Raw genomic sequence first — 17,077 nt, 5'->3', positions numbered from 1 at the left:
GTCCGGGCGGGGTGCCGGTGTTGGACGTGTTTTTAAAGGCCAGGGCCATTATCACCGGATACCTGGGCCTGTCGCCCATCAAAAAAGCCATTTTCCGTGGCTTTTTGTCCAATCCGGATCGGTTTGACAGCCTCATGAAATGGATGGGCCGCCTGCAGGGGCCCTTTACCCGGAGTGTGAACAAAACCCTGGGTTCCTCCTGCGCCCGTTTCATGTCCCCGGTTATCGGTGATCGGCATTTCATGCCCATTGCTGCCGAGGCCTGGCACAAAAAGGCCCACCGGGACTTTGCAGAGCCCAGGCAAAGCGGCCGGACCCGGGTGGTTTTCTACCCCGGTTGCTTGGTGGACAAAATTTTGCCGCGTGTTGCAGAAGCGGCCATGGAGGTGTTTGCTTTCCATGGCGTGGATGTGTATGTGGCTGCACAGGCTCCCTGCTGCGGAATTCCGGCCTTATCTGCCGGGGATGTGCAGACGTTTTCCCATCTGGTGGAAAAAAACATCCGGATATGGCGGGGCCTGGATTTTGACTATCTTGTCACGCCCTGCGCCACGTGCACTTCCACTATCGCCAAGCTCTGGCCGGCCATGCAGGCCTATGTTTCCGGGGATTCCGGAAAAGTCCGGGAACAGATTCCCGGCATTGTTGAAAAAACCCGGGATATCAACGCGTTTTTCGTGGATGTGATGGGCGTGCAGGCCAAAGAATCTGCTGGTTCTGAAACCGTGACCTACCATGACCCCTGTCATTTGAAAAAATCCCTGGGGATTGCCCAACAGCCCAGAACCATGCTGGCGGCATCCGGCTCGCTGCGACTTTCGGAAATGTCTGATGCAGACCGGTGCTGCGGCATGGGCGGCAGTTTCAACCTGGCCCATTATGAATTGTCCAAGAAAATCGGTGCCAAAAAGCGCGACGCCATCCTGGCCACGGGCGCGGATGCCGTGGCCACGGGGTGCCCGGCCTGCATGCTGCAAATCATTGACCTGCTGTCCCATGCGCAAAGCAGCATCCGGGTGTGTCATCCCATTGAGTTATACGCCCAAAGCCTCAGGCAAACCGCCGGCCCGGGCTAAGAACCAGAAAAGACCCTGATTCATTAAAGGACAAACCCCCATGAACAGATCCGAACGCACAGCACAGTTTACACAAAAGGCCCGGGCGGTTTCGGCCACCGTGAAAACCATGGCCACGATGGCCGATGCACTGGCCCATGCCGTGGACGTGTGTGCGCAAAAACAGGCCTGCGCCATTCTGGCTTCAGGCTGCGAGCACGCGCTTTCTGACCCGGCCGCGGAATTGTGCGGTTTAAAGCAATGGGAAAAGCTCATTGCCGCCCCGAATCTTGAAGACCGGGATATGGACTCTCTGGCATCATTATGCCGGCCGGCCGGCATCGGCCTGATCCAAAGGGGACTGGCCGCCTATGCCGGCGGCATTGACGTGGGGCTGACCATTGCTGATTTTGCCATTTCCGAGACCGGGACCCTGGTCATCAACTGCCCGGATGAGGACCTGCGCCTGGCCACCATGATCAGCGAGGTGCATGTGGCCGTGCTCAATGCCGGCGATATTTACGCGGATTCCTATGATGTTGCAGACAAGCTTGCCGGGTTTTTTGCCAAATCCGATTACACCGCATTTATTACCGGCGCCAGCCGCACAGCCGATATCGAGCGGGTCTTGACCCTCGGCGTGCACGGCCCCCTGGACCTGCACGTTTTGATCATCGACGGGCAATCATCTTCGTAAGGGAGATTTTCATGCAGACAGCAGACAACCTGGGGCAATACCGCAAGCAGCTGGCAGAGGCCCTGGAAAATGCATTTCAGCGAAAGGCTCTGGACAATTTTGCCGTGGCCTACCGCGACGGCCGGGATGCCAATTTTGCCGGCATTGACCGCGACAGCTTGATTGAAAGCATCGGTGCGGCAAAGGATGCGGCCATGTCCCGGCTCGATGAGCTCTACCGGGAATTTCGCCAAAAAGCCGAGGCGGCCGGGGCAAAGGTGCATTTTGCCGGCTCTGACGTGGAAGCCAATGAGATCATTTCCCGGATTGCAGCTGAGAACAACTGCTCCCGGATCGTCAAATCCAAGTCCATGACCGCAGAGGAAACCCTGCTGAACCATTTTCTGGAAAACCGGGGCTACGAGGTCATTGAAACCGATCTGGGCGAGTGGATTATCCAGCTTCGCGGCGAGGGGCCGTCGCACATGGTCATGCCCGCCATCCACCTTTCCAGAAACGAGGTCTCCCGCCTGTTTTCGGAAGTGACCGGAAAGCAGCAGGATACCGACATTGAAAAACTGGTCAAGGTGGCCCGCAGAGAGCTGCGTCAGCGGTTTGTGAGCGCGGACATGGGGGTTTCGGGTGCCAATTTTGCCATTGCCGAAACCGGCACCCTGGGCATTGTATCCAACGAGGGAAACGTGCGCCTGGTGACCACCATGCCGAGGGTGCACGTGGCCCTGGTGGGCATTGATAAGCTCATTCCTACGGTCTCTGAAGTGCTTCAGGTGTTAAAGGGCCTGCCCAGAAACGCCACCGGCCAGGCCATCACTTCATATGTCACCTGGATTACCGGTGCCAACCCGTCTGCCGCCTCGGGTTCGGGCAGAAAAATCATGCATATCGTGTTTCTCGACAACGGCCGAAGCGCGTTGGCAAAGGACCCGGTTTTTTCCCAGGCCCTTCGCTGCGTGCGGTGCGGGGCGTGCGCCAATGTCTGTCCCATCTACCGCTTGGTGGGCGGCCATGCATACGGGCATATCTATATCGGCGCAATCGGGTTGATCCTGACCTATTTTTTCCACGGCCGGGACAAGGACAAGAATCTGATTGAAAACTGCTTAAACTGCCAGGCCTGCAAACAGGTGTGCGTGGCCGGCATTGATCTGCCCCGCCTGATCCGGGAAGTGCATACCATGGTGGAACACGGGGGCAAAAAGCCGGTGCTCAGTTCCCTGGCCGGGTTTGTGCTCAAAAGACGGCCCCTGTTTCACGCGCTGCTGCGAAGCGGTAGATACGCCCAGAAGCCGGTTACCGGAAATAGTCCTTACATGCGGCATCTGCCCGGGGTTTTTTTCAGGGATCACGAATTTAAGGCCCTGCCGGCCCTGGCCAAAAAACCCTTCCGGGATCAGTGGGATCCGGTCCCTTTTTCACCGGCCTGGCCGGAATACCGGGTGGCCCTGTTTTCCGGGTGCCTGCAGGACTTTGTTTATCCGGAGCAGCTTCTGTCGGGCCTGAAGCTGCTGGCAGGCGGCAGAATCGAGGTGGTTTTTGTCCGCCAGCAGGGCTGCTGCGGTCTGCCCCTATACATGCTGGGCGAACACGAGGCCGCCGCAGACCTGGCTGCCTGGAACATCGGGTGCATGGATCCCGGCGACTACGATTATATTTTGACTTTCTGCGCCTCGTGTGGATCCCACATGAAGGAGAACTATCCGCATCTTTTGGCCAAACAGCCCGGTGCCGGAGTCAGGGCCCGGCAGTTTGCGGAAAAAGTCATTGATTTCAGTTCTTTTGTCATGCGCATGGGCTTGGTGGAGGACAAAGCGGCCCGGGCGGAAAAAACCAGGGCCGCCTATCACGCCCCCTGCCACCTGTGCCGGGGCATGGGCGTGCGCCAGCCGCCCCGCGGGCTTCTGGAAAGGGCAGGGTATGAATATGTGGCCCATGGCGAGGAAGAAACCTGCTGCGGGCTGGGAGGTACGTATTCGTTTAAGTTCCCGGAGATTTCTGCCACGATTCTGGACAAAAAACTGGCTGCAGTCGCCGAAACCGGGGCCGACATTCTGGTCACCGATTGCCCGGGATGCGTGATGCAGCTGCGGGGCGGGGCAGAAAAGCAGAACCGGCCCTATGCGGTGCTCCACATGGCCGAGGTCATAGCCGGCGGGATAGTCAAATAGGGGTTCAGGGTCGAAAATCGAAGGTGTTATGCAACTGCTGTATGATTTTTTTCGGTTTCCACGCGGTTGCGGCCGCTTTCCTTTGCCGCGTACAAGGCCCGGTCAGCCCGGAGCAGGGTGGCGTCAATATCCTCCGGGGGCCGGTACTGGGCCACGCCAATGGATACGGTGACGCTGAGATCCTCGGAAATGTCGGGAAACCGGAGACCGGCAACCTGGGAACGCACTTTTTCTGCCTTGACACCCGCTCCGGCAATGGGTGTCCGGGGCAGCACCAGCAAAAATTCCTCCCCGCCGTACCGGCCGAATGCGTCGATATTGCGGATGTCTTCGGATATGCTGCTGGCGATGTTGCAAAGGATTTCATCTCCTGCCATATGTCCGTAAGTGTCATTGACCTGCTTGAAATGGTCAATGTCGAGCAGGCATATGGAAAAGGGTGTTTCCCCCCGGCTGCAGCGGTTTGTCTCCTGGGTGAGCACCTCAAAGAGCCGGCGGCGGTTGCTGACTTCTGTTAAGGGATCAATGCTGACCAGTATGTTGATTTTTTCAATTGCCTTTTGCAGTTCCTGGTTGCGAGAGCGCAGTTTTTCCCGCAGATTGCTGATATATCCACCTACAATCGACATGCTAAGCAGCGTAAGAAAAAAAGCCGCCATCTGTATCAGTTCCAGGGACCAGTCAAGTGATTCCGGCTTTTTGTGCCAAAGCGCCAAAAGCATTATACAGTAAAGAGAAAAAATCCAAAGGCATGCCATGAGAAATCTGCGGGTGTTTAACTCCAGTATCCCGTAGATCATGGCTACCACCAGAATAATCATGAAAATTGATCTGGCATGGCCGTGTTCCAGAAAATACATGACATAAAGGGTTGGAATCGAGGATACTGCGATATGGGCCGCGGTCATGCTCGGGTCCCGGAATTTCAGATTGAGATTTGTGTGGATCAGCATCAGAATGGTGATGTTGATCAATAAAACGGCTGCTGCAACATGATAGATGACCTTTTCAGGCAAAAGGCCCTGGGACCAGCAAAGCACCACAAGTGATACCGGAACCAGGTATGTTGCAAATGCCATTGCATGCCGCCGCTTTCGCAGCACCTGTTTCTGCTCAACCCTGTTTTGGTCGGCATTTTGTGTTTTCAAAAGTGGTTGCTCCGCTGGTCAGAGAATTTTTTATTTATCCCGAAGATCAAATTGATTCAAGGAGGTGCCCAATGTTGGATCAGGCCCAAACCGCCCTGGTGGTCATTGATGTCCAGGGCAAACTCGCCCGGACCGTATCGGATTCCCAACATGTCGTGAGCAATGTCGAAAAACTGATTCGTGGTGCCAATCTCTTTGAGCTGCCGGTGATTGTCACCGAGCAGCATCCCGTGGGTCTCGGTCCCACCATTGAAGCGCTGCAGGAACTTTTCACCAATGTTTCCAGGGTGGAGAAAATGACGTTTAATGCCTGCATGACCCCTTATTTTGTTCAGGTCATGGAGCAGGCCGGCCGCCGCAAAATCCTGATCTGCGGTCTTGAGGCCCATATATGTGTGCACCAGACCGTATGCGGGCTGCTGGGCCGGGATTTTCAGGTGCATGTGGCCTCTGATGCCATATCCTCCCGGACCGCCTGGAACCGCAACATGGCCATTGAGCGCATGCGCGACCAGGGTGCGGTGGTTTCCACAACAGAGATGGCTTTGTTTGAACTCATGCAGGATGCCAATGATGACCGGTTCCGGGATTTTTCACGAATAGTTAAGTAGCTCTTGAATCCGGGTTTTTTTTAAGTCATTTTATTTGTGATTGACATCAAAGGGGTTACTGAATTATACATCAAGTGATGGAATCAAACGCTGGATTGAAGCTATTTTTTTATTATATTGGTTTTTTATCCGTTCGGCAAGCTTTCTTTTGGAGGAAAATACATGCCAGATGCCAAAACTGGTGCTTTAAACGGCATTACCGTTATTGATCTGTCCCGTCTGCTGCCCGGGCCTTATGCGTCTATGATCCTTGCCGATCATGGTGCCCGGGTCATTGCCCTTGAAGACAAACCCTTTGCAGAGGAATTTTTCCCGGACAATGTGGACAATGCGGTCAATCGGGGCAAGGAACATATTTGCCTGAATTTAAAGTCAGAGGCAGGGAAAAAGATTTTTTTTGAACTGGTCCGGGATGCCGACGTGGTGCTCGAAGGCTTCCGTCCGGGGGTGACGGCCCGTTTGGGAGTGGATTATGAATCCGTCAGGGCGGTCAATCCGGCCATTGTTTACTGCTCCATTACCGGTTACGGCCAGACCGGAAATTATGCGGGCATTGTGGGCCATGATGCCAATTACCTCAGCGTGGCCGGCGTGCTGGGCTTAATCGGCGAGGCAGATGGCCGGCCGGTGATTCCGGGCATTCAGATCGCGGACATGGCCGGCGGGGGGATGAATGCGGTGATCGGGATCATGATGGCCCTGTTTTCCCGTGAAAAATCCGGCAGCGGCCAGTACATTGACATTTCCATGACAGACGGGTGCCTGAGTCTGCTATCGCTTGCCCTAAACATCCAGCAGACCGCAGGTCAGGCCGTGGAGCGCGGCAACTGGTTTCTGTCCCACAGGTATGCCTGCTACAATACCTATGAAACCGCAGACGGCCGGTATCTTTCCATTGGTGCGGTGGAAAACCGGTTCTGGAAAAATTTGTGCGATTTTTTCCAGGTTCCGGAATACACCCCACTGCAGTATGATGACGCACGCCGGGAGGAAATTCTTGATTTTTTCGAACAACAATTTCGCTCCCAAACCCTTTTGCACTGGCAGAAAGCCTTTGAAAAAGCGGAGATTTGCTGGGCGCCGGTAAAAGATCTTTCCGAAGCCCTTGCAGATCCGGTGTTTTCCCAGAGGGAAATGGTGCTGGAACTCGCCGGTACAAAGGGCAGGCGGCTGACGGCCCTGGGTGCGGTGGCCAAGTTGTCTCAAACCCCGGCCCGCGTTTCCCAGTTTCCACCTGAATTCGGCGAAAACACCAGGCAGGTGCTTGCAGAGCTTGGTTACAAGGACGCTGAAATCGATGATCTGGCCGGCCGGGGCGTGATCTGACCGGCGGGCGGCCATTGTTGATATTTGAAAAAATTTCAATTAGTTCAATCATACAGGCGCAGGATAGAATGGCAACATCCCTTGAAAAGGCAAAACAGAATCCCGAGTCCATGAAGGCCCGCATTCTTGAGGCAGCCCGGAAAATTTTCGGTGAATACGGGTTTCACGGCACAACCACGCGCATGATCGCAAAGGCCGTGGATATTGATATTTCCACCCTCTATTACCACTGGGGGGAAAAGGGGGATTTATACGAAGCCGTGATCCGGGATATCAATGACGGATTGGGAAACAAGCTCATTGAGGTGGAAAAGATCATCAAGGGAAAGCCCCTGGCCCAGCGCCTGGATATCGCCATTGAGCAGATGGTGGATTATTTGTTTGAAAATCCGGAAATCTCCAACCTGACCCTTCACCGGTATTTCATGAAAACACGCCATGGAAGCGTTCTGGATTTCCGGGTGCCGGAGTATCTCTCAGATATTGCCTATTCCATGGGGCTTGCCGCAGACCGCAAGGATGTGCCGTTGGAAGCCCGCATGAAAGTGCTTTATATCATGAATGCCATCCACAATTTCGTGTCCGGGGAAAATTTTTTCCGTCCCATGCTGGGCATGGAGCGGCGGCAATACATCCAGCATGCCAAAGATACCCTTCAGTTTTTTAACCTGGCCGCCTTTACATAAAAGCCGGTTTTATCGGGGGGGCTTTAAGTTGAGCTGCTTTAAGCGGTTTAGGATTTTTTCCTGCACTCGCAGCAGCTCCTGCTTGAGAATTTCGAGTTCCTCCATGCGGCTTTCAATTTCCTTGAGCTTTCTCCTGCCGTAGGAATAGGCTTTTTTTAACTGCTGTTCCTCGTCTGTGTCAAAATTGCCCATGCCGATCATTTCCGCGATTTCATCCAGGGAGTAGCCCAGACGCTTGCCGCGCAGGATCAGTTTTAACCGGGCCCGGTCCCGCCGGTCGTAGATGCGGTGGTTGCCCTTGGTGCGCTCCGGGGTGATCAGGCCCTTTTCCTCGTAGAAACGAATGGCCCGCGTACTGATATCCAGTTCTTCTGCCAGTTCGGAAATGGAGTATGTAATTTCTTTCTGGGTTGTTATCCGGTTCATGATGTTTGCTCCGATAGAATGGCGGTAACCGCTTTGCCGCACAGGGCTTCGTCTGAAGCGGATCCGGTGATTTGACAGGCCACGCGGGTGCCCTGCAGGCCGCATGCATTTTCCACGTACACGGGGATGTAGTTGTCGGTGATGCCCCTGGACAATCCTGGTTTCCCTGTGTTTTCGGTTTCAATGACCACATCCAGCGTTTTCCCGGTCATTTTTTCATAAAATTGCTGTTTCTTTTCCTCCCCCAGCTGCCGCAGCATCCGGCAGCGCTCCTTGATCACGGCTGCGGAAACCGGATTGTCAAATCCCGCCGCCCGGGTTCCGGGCCGGGCAGAGAACGGGAATACGTGCAGATATGTCACCGGCAGGGATTCAATGAGTTCAAACGTGCGGGTAAAGGCGGAATCGTCTTCCCCGGGAAACCCCACGATAAGGTCAATTCCGATTGCTGCATCCGGAAAAAGGCCATGGATGGTTTCAATGCGCTCTGCAAAGATTTGCGGAGTATAGGGCCTTTTCATTTTTTGCAGAATCGATGAGTCTCCGCTTTGCAAGGGTATGTGAAAATGAGGGCAGATCTTTTTTGATTCATAAATCGTTTGAAGCAGGGTGTCGGTGATTTCCGCGGGCTCAACAGAAGAAAGGCGGATGCGGTGGCCGCCGTTAACCAAATCCAGAAGAGCAAGCAGGCCGGCCAGATCCATTTGTGGGGTGAGGTCCCGGCCGTATTTGCCGATGTGGACGCCGGTCAGGACAATTTCCGGTGAATTGGCTGCAGCCAGGGCACGGAATTCGGAAATCACTGCATCTGCCGGCAGGCTTCTGCTTCGGCCCCTTGTATAGGGAACAATGCAATAGGTGCAAAAGGAATTGCAGCCGTCCTGGATTTTTAAAAAAGGCCGGGTCCGAAACGCCCCTGCGGCCGGGGCGGGCATGGGCGCAAAACGGCGCAGCCCGGAAATATCGCTGTGCCGGATTATCGGCCCGCTGACCGGGGTAAGCGACGATTTTGGGGAGTTTACCTGCTTTAGAGCGCTTTCGATTTCAATGATCCGGTGTTTTTCGCCCTGGCCGATGACATAATCCACGCCTTTGATATCGCCAATGACTTTGGGGTCATTCTGGGCATAGCAGCCCGTGACAACAATCACGGCGTTGGGATGGCCGCGGACGGCTTTGCGGATGGCCTGCCTGGACTGCATGGCGGCTTTTTGGGTCACCGCGCACGTGTTGATAATGCACAGGTCCGCATCTTCCTGCGGGCCGGCAAGACTCCAGGTTTTTTGGCCTACAAATCCGGCTGCCAGGGATTCGGTCTCGGCCTGGTTGACTTTGCAGCCGAGGGTGATGACTTTAAGAAAATTATTCATGGTTTTTTATGCGCCCTCAATCCACCCGGCAGCCACAACCCTTTCGTGCCGGTAGCATACAGCGGCCTGCCCGGGGGTGATGGCTTTCTGGGGGGTTTGAAACCGGATCACCGCCCGGTTGTTTTCCAACGGGTGAATTTCGGCTTCCGCCCCGGCATGGCGATACCGGAGCCGGGCCCTGACTTCTATCGGGCCATGGGGCTTGCTGACCATCCAGTTAACCTGTTGGATAAAGCATGTTTCTTTATACAATGAATTTTTATATCCCACAACCAGTCGATTGGCTGCCGGATCGATATCAACCACATAATAGGCGGATTGAGCCGGACAGTCAATGCCCCGGCGTTGGCCGATGGTGTAGCGATGCAGTCCCTTGTGGGTGCCGATGCGCTTATTTTGGGTATCCACGATCGGTCCGGGCGGAAAAATCCGTCCTTTTTTGGATTCAAGAAAATCTGCATAATGACGGTTCCGGACAAAGCAGATATCCTGGCTCTCCCGGCCGGAAAGGGGCTGCAAATCGTTTTGACGGGCAATTTCACGGACCTGATCCTTATGCATTTCTCCCAGGGGAAACAGGGCGCAGGTCAGTTGATGCGGCCGCAGCATGGACAGGAAATAGGACTGGTCTTTTTGCCGGTCCCGGCCCTGTAAGAGCTCGTATTGGTCCCTGGTGTGCCGGATGCGGGCATAGTGACCCGTGGCCAGATGTGTTGCGCCCATCCGGGCTGCCGCTTTTAAGGCAATGCCGAATTTGATGTCCCGGTTGCATTGCACACAGGGGTTGGGGGTGCGGCCGGACGCATAGGAACGGAGAAAATAATCCACAATGCGGTTTTCAAATTCCCGGCGGCAGTCGATGATTTTCAGCGGGATATCCAGGCTGCCCATAAGGGCTTGCAGACGGGGGACGTAAGGCTCCCGCCCCCGGCTTCCGGAGGCGGGAGAATCGTCGGTGTGCGGATGTTGTTTTTCTTCATATCCGGTCTGGAAATGAATGCCGAAAACCGAGCTGTGCTCTTTTTTCAGCAGATGGGCGGCCACCAGGGAATCGATGCCGCCGCTTACGGCAACGGCAATGGTCATTACGCGCCAACTGGGCTGTCGCTAACCAGCAGTGTGGCAGGATCCAAGTACAATTCGGACGTGTCCTGCCGGTCTTGTTCGGCTGCAAGTGGCAGGCGTTTGAGATAGACCCGGTCCTTTTCCGGGTAAAGCTGGAGCATCAGGTCAAACAAGCCGGCAAACGGCGCAAAGGAAGTCGCCATTCCGGAAGAATCCACGGGCTCGTCGCGGTGGGTGCGAACGGTGAACCAGAAGGTCATCTCGCTTGTGGCCGCCAGATCCTTGAGGCCGTTTAACTGGGGGCGGCTTGTTTCATCAAAGGCAAACCCGTCGATCATAACCAACCGGGGCTGGAAGATTCCGTTTGCCATGAGTTCGGAAATGCGCTTCTGCACCTTGTCCAGGTTAAAGGTCTCGGTTTCAAACGTCATGATAAAGCGGTTGTAGAGAAGCTGATCCCAGATTTTTTCGCCCTGGGACGGGTTGTCTGATTGGGTCAGCCGGTGAAAGACTTCCTGGTACCAGAGGTTGACCTTGTCCACCGGGTCTTCGGTGCTGATGTGCAGGACATTTTTCCCCCCGGCCATGGCATGGAGGGCCAGCTGGACGAGCAGGGCGGTTTTGCCCACTCCGGCCCGGGCAAGAATGGCGGCAAACCCGCCATTTTCAAGGCTTTCGGCAGCACTGCCGCCGATCATCTTCAAAGGGTCACGTAGCATGAGCGTATGATTCTGCATTGGTATGGATTCCTTATGGCAGTTTAATATCAATTCAATAACCGCTTACACGGCAAATGGTTCCAAATCTGAACGAATGCGCCCGGCGTTTTAGGACTTTCCGCCTTTTGATGCCTGCTCATTTTTTTTGGCGATTTCTTCGAGCACGGATTTGGGCACTTCCTTGTAGGCTTCAAATTCCATGGTAAACTGGGCTTTGCCCTGGGTCAGGGATCTGAGCACAGTGGAATAGCCAAACATTTCCGCCAGGGGCACATGGGCCTCGATCACGGTGGAAATCCCCTCGTCGTGGGCGCCGATAATAATGCCGCGGCGCTGGTTCAGGGACCCCATGACATTTCCCTGAAATTCGTCAGGGGTTTCCACCACCACTTTCATCACCGGTTCGAGCAAAACGGGTTTGGCCTTGGAATAGGCCTGCTGGAACGCTCCCCGGGCGGCGGCCTGGAAGGCCATTTCCGAGGAGTCCACGCTGTGAAACCCGCCGTCTGTGAGCACCAGTTTGACCCCTGTTACCGGATATTTCATCCAGGGCCCCTTTTTCATGCATTCGGCAAATCCCTTTTCACAGGCCGGGATGAAATGGGTGGGGATGGCGCCGCCGGTGATTTTGCTTTCAAATTCAAATTCGTCCTCCACAGGTTCCATGTACCCCATGACCCGGCCGAACTGGCCTGCTCCGCCGGTTTGCTTTTTGTGGGTATAGTCGAAATTGGCCTGTTGGGTGATGGTTTCCCGGTAAGCCACCTGGGGTTCGCCCGCGATGATGGAGGCATTGTATTCCCGTTTCATGCGTTCAAGATAGATTTCCAGGTGCAGTTCACCCATGCCGGAAATCAGGGTTTCACCGGTTTCGGAATTAAAATGGGTCTGAAACGTGGGATCTTCCTTGGTAAACCGGTTGAGGGCCTTGGACATGTTGGTTTCAGACTTGTAATCCGCGGGTTTGACCGCCAGGGTGATCACCGGCTCCGGGATATACATCGAGGACATGGAGAGGTTTACGCCCGGTTCGGTAAAGGTGTCGCCGGATGCGCAGTCAATGCCGAAAAGCGCGGCGATAAACCCCGCCGGGATGGTTTCCACGTCTTCCATTTTGTCTGCATGCATGCGAACAATCCGGCCCACCTTGATTTTTTTGCCGGTGCGCACGTTATAAATGGTATCTCCCTTGTCAAGAGCCCCCTGGTAAGTTCGGATATAGGTGAGCTGGCCGTAAGGGGTATCTTCGAGCTTGAAAGCAAGGGCCACCAGCGACGCCTTGTTGTCTGCGGTCAGGCGTACCGGTTCTTCTCCCTGGGTGATATCCAGGGCATGGGTTTCCACGTCATCGGGCGAGGGCAGATAATAACACACGGCATTGAGCAGGGGATGGACCCCCTTGTTTTTATAGGCCGAGCCCATGAGCACAGGAGTAAGCTCGCGCCTGAGCGCCCCTTTTCGAATGGCCTCCCTGAGCATGGTTTCGGAAACCTCAGCCTCATCGAGAATGGCCTCGGTGAGTTCATCGGAAAACATGGAAGCCGCATCCAGCAGTTCCTCGCGTTTCTCCATGGCCGTATCAACAAGATCTTCGGGAATTTCGTCTGTTTTTACGTGCTGGCCGTGGTCGCCTTCGAAATAAAGGGCCTTCATGGAAATCAGGTCCACCACGCCGTGATGATGAGTTTCAAGGCCGATAGGCAGCTCCAGAGCCACGGCATTGTGGCCGAGCTTTTCCCTTAATTGCTCAATGACCCGGAAGGGATTGGCGCCGCTTCGGTCGCACTTATTGATAAATGCGATACTCGGGATGTTATAGCGCTTCATCTGGAGATCAACGGTTATGGACTGGGACTGGACCCCGCCTACGGCGCAGAGCACCAGGATGGCCCCGTCGAGCACCCGAAGGGAGCGCTCGACTTCCATGGTGAAATCCACGTGCCCGGGAGTGTCAATGATGTTGATTTCATGGCCTTCCCAGGTGCAGTACGTGGCTGCCGAGGCAATGGTAATCCCCCGTTCCTTTTCCAGGGCCATGGAATCCATGGTGGCGCCAACCCCGTCCTTGCCCCGCACTTCGTGGATTTTGTGAATTCGCTTGGTCAGATACAGGATGCGTTCTGTCAGCGTGGTTTTGCCGGAGTCGATGTGCGCGCTGATACCGATGTTTCTTACGTGTTTAATGTCTTGGCTCATGTTTTGCATTCACCTTCATAAAAAGAGATCATCTGTCTGTGGCTAAAAACTTTCTCTGTTATTCGAATTTGACAGTATTTGTCAATCTGTTTTTTATATTTGTTTATTTTTTTTCAAATCTGGCTGCAGATTCCACGAGATTGTCCAGGATTAAGCCGTAAAAACGGCTGTTGCCCTCGGCGGCGGTAAAAAGCCAGCCCATGTGGGTCAGGCAGTTTGCGCAGACGGCAATCCGCCAATTGTATCCCGCAAACCAGGTAAATTCGTCCGTAGGTGCTCCGGCTGCGGCACAACCGGGGGCTTGTTGAAAACACCCGATTTCAAACACAATGCCGTGAGGATTGGCAAAGGTATGGTGATGGGCGCCGTTGACAACAATCCGCTCTCCGGGCCGGGTGATAAAGGCCAAGCACTGCCGGCAAAGCAGGGCCGGCGGTTGGTTCGGAGTCGTTTTTGGAGAGCTTTTCTGCTTTACATGCCCGTGGGGTTTTCTGTCAAGCCCGGATTTGCATACGATCCCGGTTTTTTGTGCCGGTGGTTGAAAATTCATTATGGCCAATTCCATATATATCATATTAAAATTATAAGATCATTTAAAAAGGTTGTAAATACAAAAACATATTTGCAAACACTTGACAGGGCCACCACGGCTGGGGCAGAGTTTGAAAGACAACATTTATTTCCGGGCAGCTATGAACTACCCGGTCTTTCATTATTTGACAAAAAGAGCCGAAATTATGTGCGGCATTGCAGGTATCATATCCGCGCGCCATTCCATGGCCCACCTGAGTCGTCAGGTGCGGGAGATGGGATGCGCGCAGAAACACAGGGGTCCTGATGGCCGTGATTTTCATGCCGCCGGGGTTTGCGGCTTAAATATCGCTCTGGGTTTTGTGCGCCTGGCCATTCTGGATCTGGAAACCGGAATGCAGCCCATCTGCTGCCCAACAGATGATACCGCCATTGTCTGCAACGGCCAGATCTACAATTATATTGAACTGCGCCCGGAGGTGGCAGATCAGCCCTTTGTTTCCAGTGGGGACGTGGAAGTGGCCCTGCATCTGTACCGGCGCCATGGCATTGAATTTCTCCACCGGCTCAACGGCATGTATGCCGGGGCCATCCTGGATCCGAAAAAGGCAAAGCTGTTTTTGTTCCGGGACCGCTTTGGCATCAAGCCCCTGTATTACACCGCGACAAACGGTGCATTCGCCTTTGCCTCGGAGATCAAACCGCTCCTGGCGGGTCTGGAAATCACCCCGCAGCTCAACACGGACCGGCTGGCCAGCTATTTTGTCTATCGCTATGTGCCCGGTGAGCAGACAATGTTTGACGGGATTTACCGACTCCCGCCAGGTGCTTACCTGGAATATGATTTAAATGCCCGGGGATTTGCCATCTACCAATACTGGAATTATATTACCGGGCAACAGGATGCGGGCCTGGACCTGCAAAGCGCAGCAGACGGTTTTTTCGATATTTTTCGGGATGCCGTGCGAATCCGGCTTCGTTCGGATGTTGAACTGGGCAGCTTTATCAGCGGCGGCATTGATTCGTCTGCTGTGGCGGCTGCCGCCGTAGGCACGCATCCGGATATGCGCCTGTATACCGCATCTTTTGATGAGCCCGCCTATGATGAGCTGCCCGATGTCAGGCGGTTTTTGCAAACCCGCAGCCGCTGGTTCTCCCAAAGCCGGCTGCGGCCGGCAGTTTGCGGAAAGGAAAGTCTTGAAGGGCTTGCCGATATTATCGCGGCGGTTGAAGAACCCATTTCCCTGGGCACCATTTTGCCCACGGACTGCGTTTGCAGGGCTGCGGCCGCGGATGTAAAGGCGGTGCTCACGGGCGAGGGCGCGGATGAAATTTTTGCCGGATACAAAAAATTCATGATTGAAATGGCGGCAGAGCAATACAGCCGCATGACCGCAGCCGGACAGGCGCGGGTAAACCGGCATTATTCAGAGCTGGAAAACTACCTGGCAACACGGAGCCATGATCCGGCCCGGCGCTATATCCAGGCAGAGGCCCTGTTTGATTCTGCCGAACTCAAACGGCTTCTGGGCATCGTCCCGGACCAGCCGGTGTTTCCCGGCGAGGCGGCACCGGCACTTACCGGCCATGAACATCCCGTAAATGCGGCCATATCCTTTGAGAGCCGGTGCCGGCTTCCGGATTACGTGATTCTCCGCCTTGACAAACTGTCCATGCGCCACGGCCTGGAGACCCGCACACCCTTTCTGGATTACCGCCTGGCCGAGTTTGCCGCCCGGCTGCCGGTATCCATGAAGGTGAACCTGGGTTTGAACCGGGAAAAACTGATCTGCGCCTATTCATTTGTCAGGCACGGGCTTCTGGATGCCAGAACCGCGTTTCGCAAAAAGCAGCCCTTTACCTTTCCCATGGCGGACTGGCTGTCCGAACCCCGCACCCTGCCCGAGCCCATCCGGGAAGTGGTGCTCGGCAATCTGGTGCAGCAGCACAATGTGCTGGATTCCGGGTTTGTTCGGCGGTTATCCGAAAATATCACGGCAGCCGGTGTGGGCCCGCAGACCCTGGTTTCCCAGGCGGACCGGCTTTTTTCAGTGATCGTGTTCACCCTCTGGTACCAGCATTTCATGCGTGATTACCAAAATTTCCGGACCCGGGAGGACAATTGAACGGGCATTTTGATATCGCCGGGCTGGCAGCCGATTTTACCCGCCGGTACATGGCGGTTTTAAAGGGCCAGCTGCCCAAGACCGAAAGAACATACGGATTTGAATTCGAGTTTCTGCCCGACCGTATCCTGCAAATTGAGGACGTGGCGGATGTGGAAGCGCTTTTGAGCCGTTGGGGCAAATGCGCCAATGGCGCGGTTTTTTTTGAAAACGGCCTGTGCATTGCCTTTGAGCCCGGCGGTCAGCTCGAGTACTGCAGCCCGCCGCTTGTTGCCGGCGACGAAAAGCGGATAGACAGCTTCATCTCTTTTATGGAGCAGATCAACGCAGAGATTCGCTCGCATCTTGGCATTTCCTACCTGCCCCGGGGGTATGTGCCGGGCCGCAGGGATGCGCCTTTGTGCTTGACATCCGAGCGTTATGTGAGCCTGCACCGGCGTCTGGCCGCAAGCGGCACCCGGGGCCATGAGATGATGAAGGCCACGGCCTCCATTCATTTGCACGTGGCCATATGCAGCATTGAGGAGCTTCTGCCCCTGTTTTTCCGGCTGTGCAGTCTGGCCCGGGAACCGCTGTTTCAGATGTCAGCGCCAAGGCGTGAGATCTGGGATAACACCGATCCCACCCGGTGCGGCATGCCGCCCTGTTGCTCAGAGCCGCTGACAGAAACCGAAGAACTCATTGACCGGCTGATCCGCTTTGGGCTGCATGCCGTGGCGCTGGGAGAGGAAGTGCCGTTTTTCAAAACAGCCGATACCTCTTTTGAAGCGTTTTTATATCATATGACCACGATTTTTACGGATGTGCGGTTTAATTTAAAGGGTACCACCCTGGAACTGCGCACTTTGGACAGCATGCCCATGGATGCTTTCAGGCAGCGCTGGCTGCAATTTATTTCCAAAACCGCGCAGGTTTCCGAATCCTGTTAACTACTGGGTAAAAAAGGAGAGAAACCC

General features: G+C 54.8%; 15 protein-coding genes. 8 read left to right on the top strand and 7 right to left on the bottom strand.

Annotation, left to right across the window (positions count from 1 at the left end; all coding sequences use genetic code 11):
• The 3 genes from R6U41_RS05025 to ldhH form a co-directional block, all read left to right on the top strand.
• A partial coding sequence (locus R6U41_RS05025; RefSeq protein WP_410268741.1) for a (Fe-S)-binding protein occupies nt 1-1,076 on the top strand: 1,076 nt, incomplete at its 5' end.
• Nucleotides 1,077-1,116: 40 nt separating this feature from the next.
• On the top strand, nt 1,117-1,752 hold the full coding sequence (locus R6U41_RS05020; protein ID WP_410268740.1) for a lactate utilization protein C: 636 nt from the start codon (nt 1,117-1,119) through the stop codon (nt 1,750-1,752).
• 11 nt (nt 1,753-1,763) lie between these two features.
• Entirely contained in the window at nt 1,764-3,917 is a 2,154-nt protein-coding gene (gene ldhH / locus R6U41_RS05015; RefSeq protein WP_410268739.1) for an L-lactate dehydrogenase (quinone) large subunit LdhH, read from the top strand.
• Nucleotides 3,918-3,943: 26 nt separating this feature from the next.
• On the opposite strand, the gene R6U41_RS05010 is transcribed toward ldhH, so the two are convergent.
• The gene (locus R6U41_RS05010; RefSeq protein WP_410268738.1) at nt 3,944-5,065 is read right to left on the bottom strand and encodes a GGDEF domain-containing protein; all 1,122 of its coding nucleotides are present in this window, start codon (nt 5,063-5,065) and stop codon (nt 3,944-3,946) included.
• A 71-nt stretch (nt 5,066-5,136) separates the two neighbouring features.
• On the opposite strand from R6U41_RS05010, the gene R6U41_RS05005 reads away from it, so the two are divergent.
• From R6U41_RS05005 to R6U41_RS04995, 3 genes are all read left to right on the top strand, one after another.
• Entirely contained in the window at nt 5,137-5,676 is a 540-nt protein-coding gene (locus R6U41_RS05005; RefSeq protein ID WP_410268737.1) for a hydrolase, read from the top strand.
• 162 nt (nt 5,677-5,838) lie between these two features.
• Nucleotides 5,839-7,002, top strand: a complete 1,164-nt coding sequence (locus R6U41_RS05000) for a CaiB/BaiF CoA transferase family protein (RefSeq protein WP_410268736.1) — start codon at nt 5,839-5,841, stop codon at nt 7,000-7,002.
• A gap of 68 nt (nt 7,003-7,070) precedes the next feature.
• A complete protein-coding gene (locus R6U41_RS04995; RefSeq protein ID WP_410268735.1) occupies nt 7,071-7,688 on the top strand; it encodes a TetR/AcrR family transcriptional regulator in 618 nt (205 codons plus the stop codon).
• 9 nt (nt 7,689-7,697) lie between these two features.
• On the opposite strand, the gene R6U41_RS04990 is transcribed toward R6U41_RS04995, so the two are convergent.
• The 6 genes from R6U41_RS04990 to R6U41_RS04965 all read right to left on the bottom strand — a co-directional run bounded on the left by R6U41_RS04990 (nt 7,698) and on the right by R6U41_RS04965 (nt 14,014).
• Nucleotides 7,698-8,114, bottom strand: a complete 417-nt coding sequence (locus tag R6U41_RS04990) for a MerR family transcriptional regulator (protein WP_410268734.1) — start codon at nt 8,112-8,114, stop codon at nt 7,698-7,700.
• A complete protein-coding gene (gene mtaB / locus R6U41_RS04985) occupies nt 8,111-9,484 on the bottom strand; it encodes a tRNA (N(6)-L-threonylcarbamoyladenosine(37)-C(2))-methylthiotransferase MtaB (protein WP_410268733.1) in 1,374 nt (457 codons plus the stop codon). The genes R6U41_RS04990 and mtaB overlap by 4 nt, the downstream gene beginning before the upstream one ends.
• A 6-nt stretch (nt 9,485-9,490) precedes the next feature.
• On the bottom strand, nt 9,491-10,570 hold the full coding sequence (gene mnmA / locus R6U41_RS04980) for a tRNA 2-thiouridine(34) synthase MnmA (protein WP_410268732.1): 1,080 nt from the start codon (nt 10,568-10,570) through the stop codon (nt 9,491-9,493).
• The gene (locus R6U41_RS04975) at nt 10,570-11,286 is read right to left on the bottom strand and encodes an AAA family ATPase (protein WP_410268731.1); all 717 of its coding nucleotides are present in this window, start codon (nt 11,284-11,286) and stop codon (nt 10,570-10,572) included. Before R6U41_RS04975 ends, mnmA begins: the two co-directional genes overlap by 1 nt.
• A 90-nt stretch (nt 11,287-11,376) precedes the next feature.
• Nucleotides 11,377-13,464 carry an elongation factor G gene (fusA, locus tag R6U41_RS04970; protein ID WP_410268730.1) on the bottom strand — a complete coding sequence of 696 codons (2,088 nt, stop codon included), beginning with the start codon at nt 13,462-13,464 and terminating at the stop codon, nt 11,377-11,379.
• Nucleotides 13,465-13,567: 103 nt separating this feature from the next.
• Nucleotides 13,568-14,014, bottom strand: coding sequence for a cereblon family protein (locus R6U41_RS04965; RefSeq protein ID WP_410268729.1), 447 nt, complete (start codon nt 14,012-14,014; stop codon nt 13,568-13,570).
• A gap of 112 nt (nt 14,015-14,126) precedes the next feature.
• Between R6U41_RS04965 and asnB the strand changes: the two genes are divergently transcribed.
• Both asnB and R6U41_RS04955 read left to right on the top strand, forming a co-directional pair.
• Complete coding sequence (gene asnB, locus R6U41_RS04960; RefSeq protein ID WP_410268728.1) at nt 14,127-16,121, top strand: asparagine synthase (glutamine-hydrolyzing); 1,995 nt, start codon at nt 14,127-14,129, stop codon at nt 16,119-16,121.
• On the top strand, nt 16,118-17,050 hold the full coding sequence (locus R6U41_RS04955; protein WP_410268727.1) for a glutamate-cysteine ligase family protein: 933 nt from the start codon (nt 16,118-16,120) through the stop codon (nt 17,048-17,050). The genes asnB and R6U41_RS04955 overlap by 4 nt, the downstream gene beginning before the upstream one ends.
• Nucleotides 17,051-17,077: the final 27 nt, after the last annotated feature.

Source organism: Desulfosalsimonas sp., from assembly GCF_046483245.1.
Lineage (GTDB): Bacteria > Desulfobacterota > Desulfobacteria > Desulfobacterales > Desulfosalsimonadaceae > Desulfosalsimonas.
This window is presented reverse-complemented; position numbering and strand designations above follow the sequence as displayed.

What these genes read in the sequence shown, in the direction of transcription:
- R6U41_RS05020 (WP_410268740.1), top strand. Translation starts at nt 1,117, where the DNA reads ATGAACAGATCCGAACGCACAGCACAGTTTACACAAAAGGCCCGGGCG.
- ldhH (WP_410268739.1), top strand. Translation starts at nt 1,764, where the DNA reads ATGCAGACAGCAGACAACCTGGGGCAATACCGCAAGCAGCTGGCAGAG.
- R6U41_RS05005 (WP_410268737.1), top strand. Translation starts at nt 5,137, where the DNA reads ATGTTGGATCAGGCCCAAACCGCCCTGGTGGTCATTGATGTCCAGGGC.
- R6U41_RS05000 (WP_410268736.1), top strand. Translation starts at nt 5,839, where the DNA reads ATGCCAGATGCCAAAACTGGTGCTTTAAACGGCATTACCGTTATTGAT.
- R6U41_RS04995 (WP_410268735.1), top strand. Translation starts at nt 7,071, where the DNA reads ATGGCAACATCCCTTGAAAAGGCAAAACAGAATCCCGAGTCCATGAAG.
- R6U41_RS04990 (WP_410268734.1), bottom strand. Translation starts at nt 8,114, where the DNA reads ATGAACCGGATAACAACCCAGAAAGAAATTACATACTCCATTTCCGAA.
- mtaB (WP_410268733.1), bottom strand. Translation starts at nt 9,484, where the DNA reads ATGAATAATTTTCTTAAAGTCATCACCCTCGGCTGCAAAGTCAACCAG.
- mnmA (WP_410268732.1), bottom strand. Translation starts at nt 10,570, where the DNA reads ATGACCATTGCCGTTGCCGTAAGCGGCGGCATCGATTCCCTGGTGGCC.
- R6U41_RS04975 (WP_410268731.1), bottom strand. Translation starts at nt 11,286, where the DNA reads ATGCAGAATCATACGCTCATGCTACGTGACCCTTTGAAGATGATCGGC.
- fusA (WP_410268730.1), bottom strand. Translation starts at nt 13,464, where the DNA reads ATGAGCCAAGACATTAAACACGTAAGAAACATCGGTATCAGCGCGCAC.
- R6U41_RS04965 (WP_410268729.1), bottom strand. Translation starts at nt 14,014, where the DNA reads ATGAATTTTCAACCACCGGCACAAAAAACCGGGATCGTATGCAAATCC.